The 18,195-nt window shown below is 44.9% G+C and carries 12 protein-coding genes; 7 read left to right on the top strand and 5 right to left on the bottom strand.

Annotated elements, in window-relative coordinates:
- The first annotated feature begins 249 nt into the window (after positions 1 to 249).
- Both mnmG and ACTXGK_RS24050 read left to right on the top strand, forming a co-directional pair.
- Positions 250 to 2,145 (top strand): tRNA uridine-5-carboxymethylaminomethyl(34) synthesis enzyme MnmG, encoded by a 1,896-nt coding sequence (mnmG, locus tag ACTXGK_RS24055; RefSeq protein WP_443515319.1) that lies wholly within the window; start codon positions 250 to 252, stop codon positions 2,143 to 2,145.
- A gap of 239 nt (positions 2,146 to 2,384) precedes the next feature.
- Positions 2,385 to 3,344, top strand: a complete 960-nt coding sequence (locus ACTXGK_RS24050; RefSeq protein ID WP_443515321.1) for an AEC family transporter — start codon at positions 2,385 to 2,387, stop codon at positions 3,342 to 3,344.
- A gap of 132 nt (positions 3,345 to 3,476) precedes the next feature.
- On the opposite strand, the gene ACTXGK_RS24045 is transcribed toward ACTXGK_RS24050, so the two are convergent.
- The 5 genes from ACTXGK_RS24045 to katG all read right to left on the bottom strand — a co-directional run bounded on the left by ACTXGK_RS24045 (position 3,477) and on the right by katG (position 11,159).
- Entirely contained in the window at positions 3,477 to 3,647 is a 171-nt protein-coding gene (locus ACTXGK_RS24045; RefSeq protein WP_443515322.1) for a hypothetical protein, read from the bottom strand.
- A gap of 30 nt (positions 3,648 to 3,677) precedes the next feature.
- Positions 3,678 to 4,697 (bottom strand): LLM class flavin-dependent oxidoreductase, encoded by a 1,020-nt coding sequence (locus tag ACTXGK_RS24040; protein ID WP_443515324.1) that lies wholly within the window; start codon positions 4,695 to 4,697, stop codon positions 3,678 to 3,680.
- Positions 4,698 to 4,982: 285 nt separating this feature from the next.
- Positions 4,983 to 7,511: a membrane-bound PQQ-dependent dehydrogenase, glucose/quinate/shikimate family gene (locus ACTXGK_RS24035; RefSeq protein WP_443515326.1), complete on the bottom strand. Its 2,529-nt coding sequence runs from the start codon at positions 7,509 to 7,511 to the stop codon at positions 4,983 to 4,985.
- 203 nt (positions 7,512 to 7,714) lie between these two features.
- Positions 7,715 to 8,644 (bottom strand): LysR substrate-binding domain-containing protein, encoded by a 930-nt coding sequence (locus tag ACTXGK_RS24030; RefSeq protein ID WP_371531370.1) that lies wholly within the window; start codon positions 8,642 to 8,644, stop codon positions 7,715 to 7,717.
- A gap of 331 nt (positions 8,645 to 8,975) precedes the next feature.
- Positions 8,976 to 11,159, bottom strand: a complete 2,184-nt coding sequence (katG, locus tag ACTXGK_RS24025) for a catalase/peroxidase HPI (RefSeq protein ID WP_443515446.1) — start codon at positions 11,157 to 11,159, stop codon at positions 8,976 to 8,978.
- A gap of 763 nt (positions 11,160 to 11,922) precedes the next feature.
- On the opposite strand from katG, the gene ACTXGK_RS24020 reads away from it, so the two are divergent.
- The 5 genes from ACTXGK_RS24020 (at position 11,923) to ACTXGK_RS24000 (ending at position 18,187) form a co-directional block, all read left to right on the top strand.
- Entirely contained in the window at positions 11,923 to 13,551 is a 1,629-nt protein-coding gene (locus tag ACTXGK_RS24020) for an AmpG family muropeptide MFS transporter (RefSeq protein WP_443515328.1), read from the top strand.
- A gap of 52 nt (positions 13,552 to 13,603) precedes the next feature.
- The gene (prmC, locus tag ACTXGK_RS24015; protein ID WP_443515330.1) at positions 13,604 to 14,500 is read left to right on the top strand and encodes a peptide chain release factor N(5)-glutamine methyltransferase; all 897 of its coding nucleotides are present in this window, start codon (positions 13,604 to 13,606) and stop codon (positions 14,498 to 14,500) included.
- A 78-nt stretch (positions 14,501 to 14,578) separates the two neighbouring features.
- Entirely contained in the window at positions 14,579 to 15,370 is a 792-nt protein-coding gene (locus ACTXGK_RS24010) for a HesA/MoeB/ThiF family protein (RefSeq protein ID WP_443515332.1), read from the top strand.
- A 90-nt stretch (positions 15,371 to 15,460) separates the two neighbouring features.
- Complete coding sequence (locus ACTXGK_RS24005; RefSeq protein ID WP_443515334.1) at positions 15,461 to 16,804, top strand: ABC1 kinase family protein; 1,344 nt, start codon at positions 15,461 to 15,463, stop codon at positions 16,802 to 16,804.
- A 126-nt stretch (positions 16,805 to 16,930) separates the two neighbouring features.
- Positions 16,931 to 18,187 (top strand): YbfB/YjiJ family MFS transporter, encoded by a 1,257-nt coding sequence (locus ACTXGK_RS24000; protein WP_443515336.1) that lies wholly within the window; start codon positions 16,931 to 16,933, stop codon positions 18,185 to 18,187.
- Positions 18,188 to 18,195: the final 8 nt, after the last annotated feature.

Here is an 18,195-nt window from a genome sequence, read left to right as displayed (position 1 = left end):
GAACTCAAAAGCTAATAATCAAAGTGATGCTGGCGTAAGTATCTTTGCGCTTAATTATAATAGTTTTTATGCTAGCGTTTTTTAAGCGTGAAAAAATTGTTATAATGATGGGTTATTCAACCAATTATGAACGACTTATCTGAGTCGTTATCTTTTTTATAAATACGACTGACGTTTATTTGTCGATGGCAGTGTTCTTTACTAATAGAATATGACCATCGGCAGCGTTATGAGTCAAGTGAGGCAAACATGCAATACCCAAAACATTACGACGTGATAGTGATCGGCGGTGGTCATGCTGGTACAGAAGCTGCTCTAGCGGCTGCACGTATGGGCGCACAGACCTTGTTGTTGACGCATAACATTGAGACGCTTGGGCAGATGAGCTGTAACCCTGCGATTGGTGGCATCGGCAAGTCGCATCTGGTGCGTGAGATTGATGCGTTAGGCGGTGCGATGGCGCTGGCAACGGACAAAGCGGGTATTCAGTTCCGTGTGCTAAACAGTCGTAAAGGCGCTGCTGTGCGTGCCACACGTGCGCAAGCAGACCGTATTTTGTATAAAGCGGCGATTCGTCACACACTAGAGAATCAGCCAAACCTAGATATATTTCAGCAGGCCGCTGATGATATCTTGGTAGAGAATGGGCGTGCTACAGCTGCTGTGACCTCTACAGGTATTGTCTTTAAGACCGAAACAGTCGTATTAACCTCAGGGACTTTCTTGGGCGGCGTCATTCATATTGGTATGGAAAACTCGAATGGTGGACGTGCAGGAGACCAGCCTTCTATTAAGCTTGCGGATCGTTTGCGTGAGCTTAAGCTACCAGTCGGTCGTCTAAAGACAGGTACGCCAGCACGTATCGATGCACGTAGCGTTGACTTTAGCGTAATGACGGTACAGCCAGGTGATACGCCATTGCCAGTGATGAGTTATATGGGTGACGTCTCTATGCATCCTGAGCAAGTCAATTGCTATATTACGCATACCAATGCGCGCACTCATGACATCATTCGCGAAAACCTTGATCGCTCGCCAATGTTCTCAGGCAAAATCGAAGGCGTAGGCCCGCGTTATTGTCCATCGATTGAAGATAAAATTCATCGTTTTGCGGATAAAGACAGCCATCAGATATTTATTGAACCAGAAGGCTTGACCACGCATGAGCTATATCCGAATGGTATTTCGACCAGTCTGCCATTTGATGTGCAGTTAGACTTCATTCACAGTATGAAAGGCTTAGAGAACGCGCATATTACTCGCCCAGGTTATGCCATCGAGTATGATTATTTTGATCCGCAAAATCTCAAGCCAACGCTTGAGACCAAGTCGATTGATCGTCTATACTTCGCTGGTCAAATTAACGGTACAACGGGCTACGAAGAAGCGGGCGTGCAGGGCTTGCTAGCAGGAACCAATGCGGCATTGGTGACGACCAATAACAGCGAGTTTGAAACGTGGACACCGCGCCGTGATGAAGCCTATCTTGGCGTACTTGTCGATGACTTGATTACTCATGGTACGACCGAGCCATACCGTATGTTTACGAGCCGCGCAGAGTATCGCTTGCTCTTACGTGAAGACAACGCCGATCAGCGTTTGACTGAGATGGGTCGTAAATTAGGACTGGTAGATGATGTACGCTGGCAGGCTTACCAAGAAAAAATGGAAGCGATCTCAACAGAAACGTCACGCCTAAAAGATATGTGGGCCACGCCTACCAACGCACTAGGTAAGCAAGTGACTGAGCAGACGGGTGAGGTACTCTCTAAAGAATCGACTGCCTTTGATTTGCTCAAGCGTCCGCAAATACATTTTGCTGATATTGCTGCTATCACTGACTCAACCGTTGATGCGCAAGTAGGCGAGCAGATCGAGATTTCTGTTAAATATGCAGGCTATATCGATCGTCAACAAGAAGATATTGATCAAATGAAGCGCCTAGAAAACACAGCGCTACCGCTAGACTTTGATTATAGTGTGGTATCAGGGCTATCGAACGAGATTGTACAGAAACTCACGCAAGTTCGTCCTGCGACGCTTGCTCAAGCTGGACGTGTCAGCGGTGTCACACCTGCGGCTATACAGTTATTGGCGATGACGGTCAAAAAACACAAAAAAGCAAAGGCTGCGCTCGACTCGTAACGGTAGTATACTAAAGCCTTTTATAACAAAGTATCCATGAAATAAAAAGCCCGTAATAAAATGTTATTACGGGCTTTTGTTTATTAAAATCCACTCTATTATCGAAATAAAGTCTCATTCAAACTTGTCTTACTTGCTGCTTTGTCTCTATACTAGGTCATAAAATCTGATTATTACTTACTAAATTTTCTTGTTGATGCTCATATCATGATGGGCCTGTCACCGAATTGAGCCTATTTATGATTGATGCTATTGTTTTTGCTATTACTATTGTATTCCCCAACCTTGCTTTGATGTGGTTGGGTTTTTTTATGCAAAGACGTGGCGAGGCAAGCCAAAGTTTCATTGATCAGGCATCCAGCTTTGTTTTTAACTACTGCCTGCCTTGCTTGTTATTTTTTAGCGTGGTTGATAGCGATGTTGATTATGGTCAGCAAGTTAAGCTAATTTTTGTTGGTATTTTGGTGACATTTGTCCTATTCTTTGGGGCGGAGCTGTATGCCAAGCGTTTTGTCAAACGTCCTGCCGATCAAGGCGTGTTCGTACAAGGTATTTTCCGTAGCAACATGGCTATTATTGGCCTCGCAACCGTTGCTAATGCTTATGGTGAGCGTGGTTTAAGTATTGGTGCCGTTTACATGGGCGTAGTCACTATATTGTTCAATATTTTAGCGGTCATTACGTTAAGTCGTGTCTCTAAAAGTGTGGATGATACTTTGATCAGTCGTAGTATTATGATCATTAAAAAGGTATTTACTAATCCACTGATATTGGCATTGCTATCAGCATTTGCTTATAAGGCGCTGCCACTGCCACCACTCACGGGTGTGATTCACACGACTGGTGATTTGTTGGCAGCGGTCGCATTGCCATTGGCATTGATTTGCGCTGGCGCCAGTATTGATTTGAAGTCGATGCTGAATGCGTCAGGTTTATCCATGCAGGCCAGTATTGGTCGTATTGTTATTGCACCAATCGTCGCCATTGCGATCGGATTAGCATTCGGTTTATCAGGCGTACACATGGGTGTGCTATTCTTGATGGTGGCATCACCAGCCGCTGCGGCCAGTTACGTGATGGCAAAGGCTATGGGTGGCAATGATGTGCTCGCGGCAAATATCTTGGCGTTTACGACGGTGGTAGGGATGTTCGGAATGGCATTCGGTGCGGCAGCATTACGTGCGCTTGGTTTAATGTAGCAAAGAAGCTAGGAAGAAGGTTTACTACATTTATTCTAACAGACACTACCATTTTTAATATATTAAGTCTTAATACGTTTTACTGCATTAAAAAAGCCCCTTTTTCAAAAAAGAGAAAGGGGCTTTTTTATATTAATTCAAATTGTCTTGATTGCGCTTATCTTCTCGACGTCGTTTTTGCTTTGGGCTAGTACGATAGGTCAGATATCCACCGATGGCCATGACTGCAAGAAATGCCAAGATATACATAAATATCGACGAGCCAATCATCAATGAGGCGCCAACAATAGCAGTTGCTTCCATGTTAAAAATCCAGTTAAGGTTTAGCAATAATTATGCAAGTGTCTCATTTGATTGTAAAGTAAATAAGTTTAGCTCCGGTGTAAGTTCAAGTGAACGAATACGCGCTGCTTGATTATGTACATTAGCAGTCACAATCAATTCATCTGGTTGATGGGTTGCCAAAAACGCAGCCAATTTTGGTTTGACTGTTTCGACAGATCCAATAAATGAAACTGACAGTGCATTATCTACCATCATTTTTTCTGCTTGGCTCCAGATACTGTCCATATCGTGCGTAGGCTTTGGCATCTGACCTGTCTCACCACGGCGCAAGCGTACAAAACTCTGCTGTGCTGAGGTAAAGTGATATTGAGCAGTTTCATCGTCGTCAGCCAATAACAAGTTTGCAGCCAGCATGACATAAGGCTTATCTAAATAGGCAGACGGTTTGAACTGCTCACGATAAGCTTTAATTGCTTGTCCTAGCATTTGCGGTGCAAAATGTGAGGCAAATACATAGGGCAGTCCTAAATGCGCGGCTAAGGTCGCGCCAAAAAGGGACGAGCCTAATATCCAAATAGGGATGCCTGATCTGGCACCAGGAAACGCTTGTACAGGGCTGCCATCTGTATCATTGCCCAAGAAGTACATCAGTTCTTGTACATCTTGTGGAAAACGCTCGGCGTCTTTCATTTGGCGGCGCAGTGCCTGAAACGTCGCCCCATCAGTGCCAGGTGCGCGTCCTAAACCCAAGTCAACGCGGTCACCATATAATGCTTGTAATGTACCGAATTGCTCAGCAATCACAAGAGGTGCATGGTTCGGTAGCATTACACCACCAGCCCCAATACGGATGCTCTCGGTTTGGCTACCGATATGTGATAGCAATACTGAGGTTGCTGCACTAGCGATACCCGGCATATTGTGATGCTCAGCCATCCAATAGCGGTTTAGACCAGACTTTTCAGCTTGCTGTGCGGTTTCAACCGTTTGGGCGATGCCTTCAGCGATGGTGTTACCTTCAGGTACAGGGGCTAGATCTAAAAAAGATAAAGGGATTTTGTTGCTCATAAATTATCCAGTAGAGTTATTAATTATTTTCTCTTGATATGCTGGTCACCACTATCGATTTCAAGCGGTGTTACCGAGTAGTAATAAATCATAACAAAGACAGATTATCGATGGTTAAGGGGCGTGGTTAGCAGCAGCATCCGTTGACAAACAAGCCTATCATCATAAAAATAACTGCATAATAAAAAGCGTCAGCACATAAAAAAGCAGGTAACCGAAGTTACCTGCTTTCTCAAAATGACGTTATTTAACTGAGTGGTTATTGCAGTCGATCACTTAGACCGATTATTTAGCTTGGTCGCCAAGCTTATAAGCCACAACATAATCACCAATCTTCGTACCTACTGAACCATGTCCACCAGCTACCAGTACCACCATTTGCTCACCTTTAGAGTTCAAGTAAGTCATAGGTGTAGCCTGACCACCTGCTGGAATACGAACATTCCATAGCACATCGCCATTCTTTAGATCATAAGCTCGGAAGTTGTTTTCGGTTGCAGCAGACAAGAAGGCCACGCCACCTTTGGTGATGATAGGGCCACCGATACCAGGCACACCCAGCTCAAACTTCAACGGTAGAGGAGACAAGTCTTGAACCGTGCCATTTTTGCGTTGATACGCAATCTCACCTGTGGCTAGGTCAGCTGCAGCGACCGTACCCCATGGTGGCTGCTGACAAGGTACACCTAAAGGAGATAAGAAGGGCCCAAGCTCTACTGCATAATCGGCCCCTTCATTGGCATTAACGCCTTGTTCACCTTTATTGGTCTCAGCATCACCTAGTGACTCTTTAGGAATAAGCTTTGAGGTAAATGCCAAATAGGTCGGCATACCAAACATCACACCATTTTCAGGGTCAACAGCGAGGCTACCCCAGTTAAAGGTACCGAAGTTACCAGGATAAACGATGCTGCCATTCGTTGACGGCGGTGTATAACGACCATCATAGTTAAGTTGATTAAACTCAATACGGCACATCATTTGATCGATAAGGCTAGCGCCCCACATGTCTTTTTCTTTCAACATCGGTGGCTCAAAGCTCAAGCCAGAGTAAGGTTGCGTCGGAGCGGCATGTTCACCCGCCACCAAGTAACCTTGCGGCGCATCACGTTCTTTAATTGGTACGATTGGTTCGCCTGTTTCGCGATTCAATACGTACACGTCGCCTTGTTTGGTAGGAACAACAAGTGCAGGCTGAACGCCGCTATCAGTATTCAAATCAATCAGACTTGGTTGAGCAGGTGTATCCATGTCCCATAGGTCGTGGTGTACAAATTGTTGAACCCAACGTGCTTTACCTGTTTGAATGTCTAAAGCGACAACAGAGGTTGCATATTTTTCTTCAGCTGCGTTTCGATAGCTACCCAATTGATCCGGTACACGGTTGCCCATCGGGAAGTAGACCAAACCAAGCGCTTCATCCGCACTGGCTGTTGACCATGAGTTTGGTGAACTGGTTTTGTACGTTTGAGTGGGATCATTGACATCGAAAGGAGCTGTGTTGTCAGGATCGCCTGAATCCCAGTTCCACAATAGCTCACCAGTATTGACACTATAAGCACGGATAACACCAGAAGGTGAGTTCACATCGTAGTTATCATTAACTGCACCGGCCACAACAATCGTGTCGCCGACGACAATCGGTGGAGAGGTCGAATAGTAATAGCCATCTTGTTTATATGGCATATTGTGCATCAAATCTAATGAACCATCTTTACCAAAATTCTGGCAACGTTGCCCAGTATTTGGATCAAGTGCGTATAGTTTGGCATCAGAAGTTGGAATGAATATCTTAGCATCACATTGTTTAGATGCTTTTTCAAAGGTATTACCATCCACCTTCTGTGCCATCACAGTGCTGGTCGCAGCTACTGTATTGGCAACAGCTACTTCATTATCACTGCTTACCTGATCATTAACTGCTGGAGTGGTAGTATCTGTACTAGCTTGACCAGCATAGTAGGATACGCCGCGGCAAGTTTGATGTTGACGTTGCAGGTCTCCTGATATTTTAGGATCAAATTTCCATAGAGTCTCACCAGAGTCAGCGTCTAGCGCCATGACCCAATTGTGCGGCGTACAAAGATACAGGGCGTTACCAATTTTTAGAGGCGTTACCTCATAAGTGGTCTCGCCAGTATCATCAGGACCTTTGACATCCCCGGTTTGGATTTGCCAAGCAACTTCCAAGTCTTTGACATTATCAGTATTGATCTGAGTCAGAGGAGAGTAGCGCTGTCCATAGTCAGTACGACCATACGCGCTCCATTCACCATCTGGTGTTTGCTCGCCATTTGATAATGGGTCGCCAAGGTTTGCAGAAGTGCCGGTTTGATCGCCGTCATCTTTGGCAGTTAAATCGAGCTCGCCCAATTTGTCGGTGGCATTATTGGCCATACTACCGAAAGAGAGTAGTGCACCCACAACCACACTGGCCATTAGTCCCCAATAATAAAGAGGACTTTTCTTAGCGTTGTTTGTGGTTGCTACTTGAGCGTGTTGCCCGTGCATCTTCTTAGAGACCCACGGTAAAAGCATTAATAAACCAAATATTAGCGGGAAGCCCAAGCGAGTTGCCAGCGCCCACCAATAAAATCCAGATTCCCAAAGCGACCATACTAGTGTCACAACGATAAATATCGCGTACACCCCGTAAGCGCTCCAGTGTTTTTTGAACAATAAAAATGCTGTCGTTAACATCATAACGCCAGCAAAAAGATAGTAAGGACTACCGCCTAAAGAGAGCAGATAAGCGCCGCCAATAAGCAAGGGGGCGGCAAAAACTGCCATAATGATCGCTACGAGTTTTTCCATGAGCGGTATCACCTGTTACATAGAAGCAAATGGACATGCAGTGATCGACACCCAGTACAATTAAATGTCTAGGCGTCCAGCAATACATGCAGAAATAAAAACGAAATAAAACGTTGAATAACGTTCTAGACTGTATTTTATCACTTATACATAAGCTCGGTAAAGGTGGGGTAAGGTAAGACCAGCGGTTTAGACCCTTTGTTTTAGTTGTCGAATTGTTTCTGACACAGCTCCATAAAGGCACGACCGTATTGACGGATTTCGGCATCATCGCGTACCGCCATCCAACTGGTGAAGCGCCCGAAGTGATCGACTGGGATGGCAGTTAGGTTCTGATAGTGGCTCGGCTCAAATGCCATTTCGGCAATAATACCAATGCCTAAGCCAAGTCCGACATAGGTGCTAATCACATCAGCATCCAGCGCCGCTAGTACGATATCTGGCTCTAAACCTGCTTCTTCAAAAGTTTTATCAATGGCACCGCGTCCAGTAAAGCCGCCGTGATAGGTCACAATGGGATAGCTGGCAAGGGTAGGCAGATCAATAGAGTCTTGCGTGGCAAGTTCATGATCGCTCGGTACGATGACCCGATGCGTCCAGTCGTAATAGCGGTAGCACCTGAGATAGTTGTTGTGCAATAAGGACTCGGTTGCGATACCGATATCAGCCTGACCACGAATCACCATCTGTGCGATGGTCTCAGGATCGGCCTGTTGCAAGATCAAATTGACTTTAGGAAAGCGATCTTTAAATTCTTTAACCACTTTCGGCAAGACATATCGTGCCTGCGTGTGAGTCGTCGCAATCGTTAGTGTACCGATATTAGGATTATTAAAATCTAGGCTTAAATTTTCAATCGTACGGATTTCAGCAAAGATGGACTCGATATGTGGCATAAGCGCCGTACCCATGGTGGTCAGCCCTGTTAGACGCTTTCCTTGACGAATAAATACTTCGGTCTTCAGTTGGTTTTCAAGTGCCGCGATATGCTTTGACAAACTTGATTGGCTGGTGTGTAGCACAGTCGCTGCTTGACTTAAGTTATAGCCATTAATCACCGTATGCCAGACTGTTTCCAGCTGCTTGAGCTGAATTTGCAAATGTCGCTGATTGACTACTACATCGATTGCCATCACTGAATCCTATTGTGTAACAATACAAACCTTATCTATATTTGAAAGATTTATATATGAAAGTAAAAACGTACAAATTTGCCATAAGAGCGTAGTGTAAAACAAAGCTATTATTCTTGTATATAATAAATAGCTATCAATTTATGATAATTATGAATATAGGAAGTCTTTTATAGTCCTCTTGCTTTTATGGTATTTCTTATAGTCATTTGATTTATTTAGGTAGGGTGTGTAACTCAGAATATTTAAGACTGTTGAATATCTAAATTTTAGGTATAAAAAAACAGCTACCTTCTAAAAGATAGCTGTTCATTAATCTAATCAATAACGCTTATTCAGCAACATCATAACGATCAGCATTCATGACTTTACTCCAAGCGCGAACGAAATCACGAACGAATTTCTCTAAGTTATCATCCTGCGCATACAGCTCAGCATAAGCACGCAAGATAGAGTTTGAGCCAAATACCAAATCTACACGGCTGGCTTGCCATTTGACGTTGCCTGTACCACGCTCACGTACTTCGTAGTTATTAGCAGTATTATCTGCTGCATTCACAGGATGCCACGTGTAGTTCATATCTGTTAAGTTGACAAAGAAGTCATTTGTCAATACGCCAGCACGTTCAGTGAAAACGCCTTCTTGGCTCTGTCCATGGTTGGTATCAAGGACACGCATACCGCCAATCAATACGACCATCTCAGGCGCGGTCAAACCCATCAACTGAGTGCGATCAAGTAGCATCTCTTCAGGAGAAACTGCGTAGTATTCTTTGACCCAGTTGCGATAACCGTCGTGTAGTGGCTCTAAGTCTGCAAAAGATTCTGCATCGGTCATTGCCGCTTCGGCATCACCGCGACCTGCGGTAAACGGTACGGTAACCTTTACGCCTGCATCTTTTGCTGCTTGCTCAATAGCGGCATTACCAGCGAGCACAATCAGATCGGCCAAACTTACGTCTTTATCAAAATCAGACTGAATGCTGGTTAATGTCTCAAGCACACGTTGCAGCTGCTCTGGCTCATTGCCTGCCCAGTCTTTTTGTGGGGCTAAGCGGATACGTGCGCCATTTGCGCCGCCACGATAGTCTGATGCGCGGAAGGTACGCGCGCTGTCCCATGCGGTAATGATTAATTCACGGCGGCTCAAATCACTGTCCAGTATTTGCGATTTTAGCGTCGCAATATCATCAGCATTCAAGTCTGTATTGCCTGCTGGAATAGGATCTTGCCAGATAAAGTCTTCGCTCGGTACGTCTGCTCCTAAGTAACGAGATTTAGGCCCTAGATCACGGTGAGTCAGTTTGAACCATGCTTTGGCAAACACCTCATCAAAATACGCTGGGTCGTTATGGAATTTCTCTGAAATCTCGCGATAAACAGGATCTTTAATCAACGCCATATCAGCATCGGTCATGATTGGGTTGCGGCGGACACTTGGATCATGAGCGTCTAATGGACGATCTTCTTCTTTAATATCCGTGGGTTCCCACTGCCATGCACCTGCTGGACTTTTGGTTAATGCCCAGTTGTGATTTAAGAGTAGCTCAAAATAGCCATGATCCCATTGGGTTGGATTGGTTGTCCACGCGCCTTCAATACCACTTGAGACGGTATCACCTGCATTGCCATTACCTTTAGGATTGCGCCAGCCTAGGCCTTGCTCTTTGACATCCGCCGCTTCTGGCTCGTCTTCTAGTGTGGTCGCATCGCCATTACCGTGACACTTACCAACGGTATGACCACCCGCGGTCAAGGCAACCGTTTCTTCATCGTTCATCGACATACGCGCAAACGTCGTACGCATATCTTGAGCGGTTTTTAATGGGTCAGGGTTGCCATCGACGCCCTCAGGGTTGACGTAGATTAAGCCCATTTGTACGGCTGCTAGTGGGTTTTCAAGCGATTCACGCTCGCTGTCATCATCATAGCGATTTTTAGTAGCCGCGAGCCATTCACGCTCAGAACCCCAATAGATGTCTTTTTCTGGATGCCAGATATCAGCGCGACCACCAGCAAAGCCTAGCGTTTTAAAGCCCATAGATTCATAAGCCATGTTGCCTGCCAAGATCATCAAATCAGCCCAAGACAATTTATTGCCGTATTTTTTCTTGATGGGCCACAGTAGGCGACGCGCCTTGTCTAGGTTGACGTTGTCCGGCCAGCTATTTAGCGGGGCAAAGCGTTGATTGCCAGTATTAGAACCGCCGCGACCATCGGCACCGCGATATGTACCCGCCGAGTGCCATGCCATACGAATCATCAAGCCACCATAATGGCCCCAATCTGCTGGCCACCATTCTTGTGACTCGGTCATCAAGTTTTTCAAATCCGTTTTGACGGCTTCTAGGTCAAGTTGTTTAAAAGCTTCAGCATAATCAAAGTCTGCTCCCATTGGATCAGTCTTTTTGTCTTGCTGATGCAATATGTCTAGGTTTAAGCTATTTGGCCACCAGTCGGTCGCAGCAGAGGCTGTGGTAGTATGCGCTTGATGCATGACAGGACAACCACCCATACTAGAGCGCTGCGGTGCGTGTGTCTGATCAACGTTTTCACTATGAATCGTCGGTCCCTTATCATCACCTTGATCGTAAGTTGTGTTAGTCGGTGCACTGTTATCGCCGTGGTTCACAGGACAACCGGCAGTATCTTGCGCTGTGTTTTTATCAGTTGGGGCTTTGGTTGAGTCGGACATGGTAAAACTCCTAGGCTATGATAATAAAAAGAACGAGTAGTCAATCGAGATAATCATTGTTGATATAGAGAGCATAACGAAGCACTGTGTATTTATAAAACTAATATATAAGAATTATAAGTTTTAAATTATTAATCATTAAGTCTTGGTGTAGTACCTCATCTAGCTTACCATTAACGCCATTGCTCTTGTTACTAGGTAGGACAGTAATAAGCCGATCAAGTTTGTATTGATCCTACCTCTATCTACATATTACCGATAAATGAAAGCGTTGTCAGACATCTTTGATGAGAGCAAGTAGTAATAAAACTAAGGACTGGTTTAACCATAGTGAAAGATTGCTATAATCTGCGTTACTATCGCGAAATATAAGCTGTTGTGAAAGTGCCAGAATCAATGAGTTAATGCAAAAACATCTAGTCAAGGTAGAGGTTCTCAAGTACCATAACTGAATTTTGTTGTAATGATCATATTGGTGCAACGTAGAGCAATTTTTATCGATCTTTTTATGGATAACTGATTCTAAAGATTGATAAAAATTGTGCGCAGTTGTGTTATTTGTCTCAATTGTTGGTGAGTTATTATGTCTGCTGTCAAATCTGTACCACCCAAACCTCCCATCGCCAAAAAATCATGGGGCGAGGCGGCGAAAGCCTATCTTGATCGGCGTGCTATGATCATGCTGTTTTTGGGTTTTGCAGCTGGTATCCCTATTTTGCTTATTTTCTCCAGCTTGTCGTTATGGCTGCGTGAGGCTGGATTTGATCGCAGTGTGGTGACAACCTTTAGTTGGGCAGCATTGGGTTATTCGTTCAAGTTCATTTGGGCGCCCCTAGTAGATGCGGTGCCGCTACCGATATTAACTAGATTACTGGGCCGCCGTCGTAGCTGGATTTTGATTGCACAGCTCTTGATTATTTTGGCGATTTATATGATGGCCAGCATCAATCCGACCGATGAGAGCAGCTTGCACTATATGGCAATGGCAGCCGTGCTATTGGGCTTTTCATCCGCCACGCAAGATATTGTGGTCGATGCTTATCGTATTGAGCTTGCCCCTGCAAGTTTTCAATCGGTATTGTCAGCGATGTATACGGCAGGCTACCGTTTAGGGATGATTTTTGCAGGCGCAGGTGCGCTCTATTTGGCAGATTATTTCGGTTCGACCGAAGAGTTTTATAGTTATGAAGCATGGCGCAATACTTATTGGATCATGGCAGCAGTGATGGGCGTAGGTGTGGTGACCACGCTGATAATTCGGGAGCCTGTGAGCGAGCAGATACGTATTGATCGTCCCGCCTCGGACTATTCTCGCTTAGTACTGGTATTTGTATTGTCGGTCGTCGCTTTTATCATTGCTTTTGTCAATGTTGGTGCGTTACTGCCAGAGACAGACAGTGTGATGTTTGCTTTTTTACTTGAAGTGGTTCACCTCTTAGCAAGCTTATTGGTGGCATCGGTTGTGGGTTACCTGTCTGTCAAAGTAGGCGTGGTCAAACAAGAAATGGCCTATACCACTTGGGTTGAACCCGTGGTTGACTTTTTTCGCCGTTATGGCAAAAAAGCATTATTGCTACTGGCCTTGATTGGTTTATACCGCATTTCTGACATCGTGGCAGGGGTGATTTCTAATGTCTTTTACCAAGACATGGGTTTTAGTAAAACAGATATTGCTAATGCAGTGAAGTTAGTCGGTGTCATCATGGTCATTGCAGGTGGTTTTTTGGGCGGTATTTTGGCTCAAAAGATGCGCATGATGCAGGCGATGATGATCGGTGCCATATTAGCTTGTGTGACGAATTTATTATTTGTCCTGCTTACTTATCATCCTGGTAGCTTACCGCATATGTACGTGGCAGTGATTTTTGATAATCTGGCAGCAGGTCTTGCCAGTGCTGTATTCATCGCGTTCTTATCTGCCTTGACCTCGATTCGTTTTACGGCGGTACAGTATGCTATCTTTTCATCGCTAATGACGCTGATACCGAAAGTGATGGGTGGTTACTCTGGTGCTGTTGTAGACAATATGGGCTATCCGTTTTTCTTTATTTTTACCTTTGCGATTGGCGTGCCAATTTTGATATTGATTTACTTGGTCGATAAACACATTGTCATTGGTGATAATGACGATATATACGGTGATAATGACAAACTAACAAAGGCAAATCCAAACCTGACCGATACCAATGAGCCACCTCGCGCGTCAGAGTAGCGTCGGCAGTACTTTCGCATTTATATATCCACAATATCTTTAAGAGTCACTTATGACAGTATTGACCATTCGTCAAATCAAGCAGCAAATTGGGCAACTGACGAATGGTGATACGAGTAGTCAGATACCATCGTTTTGGCTAACGGACTGGTTGTTGCATGTCATTGATAAGCCGAAACTGTTTTTGATGACGGATGATGACTATCAGCTAACCGATAGTGAGCTTGCACAGTTCAATGCTGGTGTAGTAAAGATGCAGCAAGGAATACCGCTGGCTTATTTAATCGGACAGCAGGAGTTTTGGTCGCTGAATTTTAACGTCAATGAGTACACCTTGATCCCTAGGCCTGATACTGAGGTATTGGTCGAACAAGTATTAAATTGGATAAATACTCAGCCAGTATTGAGAAATCATAAGCGCTTGCTGGACTTAGGTACGGGGTCAGGTTGTATAGCGATTAGTCTGGCTCATGAGTTAAAGCACGCTGATTGGCAAGTGGTGGCGGTTGATCTATCGCTTGATGCGCTCAAGGTTGCTCAGCATAACGCTGTGAGTAATGATGTTGCCCATGTTGAATTTATCCAAAGTAGCTGGTATCAAGCGCTACCTACTGGTGATGAGCAACGGTTTGATGTGATTGTCTCAAACCCGCCCTATATTGATGAGGCAGACGAGCATTTGGCGGGACTAACCGCTGAACCGATTAGTGCGCTCAGTGCACCCAATCATGGTTTGGCTGATATCGAGCATATCGTTGTGCAAGCAACAACCTATCTGTGCGCAGGTGGGCTACTGGCTATCGAGCATGGCTTTGACCAAGGTGCTGCGGTTCGGCAGCTATTTTTAGACAGCGGATTTGAATCAGTACATACGGTACAAGATTATGGTGGTAATGAGCGTGTAACGCTAGGGTGTGTCCCTAATTCAAACGTTTATCACCGTTTTTAAAATAGGAACACGCCATATGGCAACGCCCATAGATAGGTTTTATGTGTCAGCTTCTTTAATGATAGGTTATGAACAAATATGGCAGAAGAGTTAGTACAGCTATCGGATGACGAGCTGCTCCGTTATGCACGGCAAATACTATTAGACGGTTGGGATATGGATGCTCAGCTGCGACTAAAGTCAGCACGCGTGGTGATGATAGGGGCAGGTGGACTTGGTTGTCCGGCGTCTGAGACACTAGTACGTGCAGGGGTAGGATCTGTTCATTTGATTGACGATGATGCGATTGAGGCAAGTAACCTGCAGCGCCAAACACTATTTTTACCTGAAGACATTGGTCAGCCTAAAGCGCTGACAGCAGCGACTATGCTGGCGCGCATCAATCCTTTAATAAAAGCTCGCGGAACAGTGGCAAGGTTAAATGAAGACAACGCTTATGAGTTGCTCGATATGGCTTCGGGTAAGCCAAACTTATTACTAGATTGTACGGATAACTTTGCGACTCGTGACGTCATCAATCGCATTAGCGTACGCTATGAAATTCCATTACTCTCTGCCTCGGCAATTGCGATGCAAGGGCAGCTGGCACTGTTTGAGCCACATCTGGACACAGGTTGCTATCATTGTGTGTTTGGCTCAGTCGAGCTTGATGAAGCCGCTGATGAGCGGACTTGTGCCAATTCGGGCGTGCTTGCGAGTACCACTGCTGTCATGGGTAACCTGCAAGCCAATACCGCCTTGCATTATCTGGGATTAACCAAAAATCCACTGACAAACAAGCTGCTCATATGGGATGGTAGTCAGATGCAGCAACGGCTGATGGGTTATAGAAAAGATCCAGAGTGTCCTATCTGTAGCAGTCCCAATTGAATAATGTGCTTTTGATGTATCTTTAGATTGTATTGTCTATTTTCAGAATTATCTATTTTCAAATCCTTTCTATTACCATAGTTGTTTTTTATGAAAATTCATCGTCCGCATTTATTAAAGCATACCTTTAATGTCGTCAACCGTGTTCGCCAAACCGCGAGTGTGGCAGGTCTGTCTGCGCTTAGGGTCGCAAAAGGGGAAAAACCTGATGCAATGCTACTCAAAGAAACCTTTGAGCAGTTAGGCACGACTTATATCAAAATTGGTCAGTTTATCGCCAGTACGCCGTCGTTGTTTCCACGTGATTATGTCACCGCTTTTCAAAGTTGTTTGGATCAAACTACGCCATTATCTTATGCTTATATCGAGCAAGTGCTAAAAGAAGAACTAGCGACTGATGGCATGAGTCTTGATGATAAGTTTGCGCATATTGACTCAGAGCCGCTAGCCTCTGCCTCTATCGCTCAGGTTCATGCTGCCCGTCTGCATAATGGTGATGAAGTGGTGCTAAAGGTACAGAAGCCTGGCGTCGAGACGATTATGCAGACCGACTTAGGCGTATTGCATGGCGTGACTAAGCTGATTGAAATAGTGATGCCATCAATGAAATTTGCGAGTATCGCACCGATTATCGATGAGATTCGCCTGCGTATGCTTGCCGAGACTGATTTTATCGCTGAAGCACAAAACATCCGCGATTTTCAGCAGTTTTTAGCCGTATCAGGCAATACTCGGGTCGTGGCACCAACCGTGTATGAAGAGTTGACCACTAAGCGTGTATTGACGATGAGCCGTCTATATGGGGTTTCTATGGTTGATGAATCTCTCATGCGTCAGTACTGTAGCGACCCTGCACAAGTCATGGCAGATACGCTAAACACATGGTTTGCCAGTCTTATGCTGTGCAATAGTTTTCACGCTGACTTACATGCTGGTAATTTAATGCTATTGACCGACGGCCGTATTGGTTTCTTAGACTTTGGTATTGTCGGTAAACTCAAAGCTGAGAGCTGGCGCGCGTGCATGGGTATGATGCAAGCGATGCAAGATAGTGATTACCAGGCGATGGCACGCCATATGATTGATATGGAAATGACGCATGGCGGTAATAAAGTTGATGTGGTTGCCTTAGGTAATGATCTAGAGCGCATGATGATAACGATCATGGCAGAAGATAAGACCTTTACTAGCGGCGTGCCTTTTAACAGTAAAGAGCAAGCCGACGAGCTCAATAAAATGATGCTTGAGATTGTCGAAGTTGGCAAACGTCATGGTATTCATTTCCCACGTGATTTTGCCTTGCTGACCAAACAGATGTTGTATTTTGATCGGTTTATGCGTATGCTAGCGCCTGATATGGATATGTTTAGCGATCAGCGTGTACAAATGCTAGGGCAAGATACGACAGAGACAATAGCGTTAGATGTATCGTAGCGTTTGTTTTTATCTTATGCCGTTTGAATAGCTCTAATAACTGTTTGACTCCTACTTATTTTACTATTGCTTTTAATTATCTAACACAAAGGATTGTGTGCGAATTGCCACAAAAATGGCGCTGTCATGATGACTGCTATTAAAAGCCGTATCGCTCCTACCATCACCAATGAAGCTGCCATTGCCTGTATCGGTATGTACTGCATGGCAGTTGTCATGGGCTATGGACGCTTCCTCTTTACCGCCACCTTACCTGATATTATGGTGCAATTGTCGCTATCAACGACGATTGCTGGTTGGCTAGCATCAATCAATTATATCGGTTACTTTATCGGTGCCCTCATTGCTATGTTTGTGCCTCAGCGTGCGACATGGCAAGCGATGACGCTTTGGGCGATTATAAGTGTTGTCACAACGATGCTACTCGTTGTACCAAATATGTCGTTAACTTTATGGTATATCATTCGTCTAATTGCGGGAATTGCAAGCGGGGTAGCGATGATATTAAGCTCATCGTTTGTGATCCAAAACCTGAGTCCCGAGCGCCGTTCCGTACTATCGGCCGTACATTATGCAGGCATTGGCGTCGGCATTAGTGCTTCTGCTATCGTGACATGGTGGCTATTAAAATTAGGCTATCACTTTGATGTGATTTGGCTGGTCGCAGGCTGCACTAGTTTACCGCTGATATGGCTCCTCTACGCTATAAAACCCAAACAGGTAAATAGTTTGGAGTCACAGCAGAACGATTCGAAACAGCACGTCTCAGTGCATCAGAGTTATTTGAACTTCAAACGCTCTTTATATGAAGCCATCTCTGGACACCATAAAGCGCTTGCTTTACTTTTTATGAGTTACATATTGGCAGGATTTGGCTATATCAGCTCAGCAACTTTCCTGCCTGTTATGGCAGCGCAGCGCTTAACGACTCAGACTTATGCTGGGTTGATGATTTGGTTGGTCGTCGGTATTTTTGCGATGTTGTCAAACCCACTATGGGGTGCGCTTGCTAAACGTATCGGTGAGATAAAAACCTTAATGGGTCTCACGGTATTACAAGCGTTTGGCATGTGCTTGCCTATATGGTTTGATGGTGCGTTTGGATTATATGGCAATGCAGCTATTCTAGGGTTGACCTTCGTCGGTATGGTAGCAATGACACTCACGTTGTTTAAAAACATCAATCCTGCTTATTCTAATTTGCTGATTGCATTGGCAACGCTCGCCTATGCGCTAGGGCAGTTCTTGGGACCTTTGGTGACGGTAGCATTGGCAGGAGAGGATGGCAATTTCAATGCAGGGTTACTGGTCGCTGCTATTGGATTGATAATTGGGTTGATCCTAATCATATTATTCCGTAGACAATCACCAATGCTCGCTTAGCGTTTTTA

This window comes from Psychrobacter sp. T6-5 (assembly GCF_052258485.2).
Taxonomy (GTDB): domain Bacteria; phylum Pseudomonadota; class Gammaproteobacteria; order Pseudomonadales; family Moraxellaceae; genus Psychrobacter.
The sequence above is the reverse complement of the archived record's forward strand: the minus strand, read 5'-3'. Positions and strand labels throughout refer to the sequence as shown.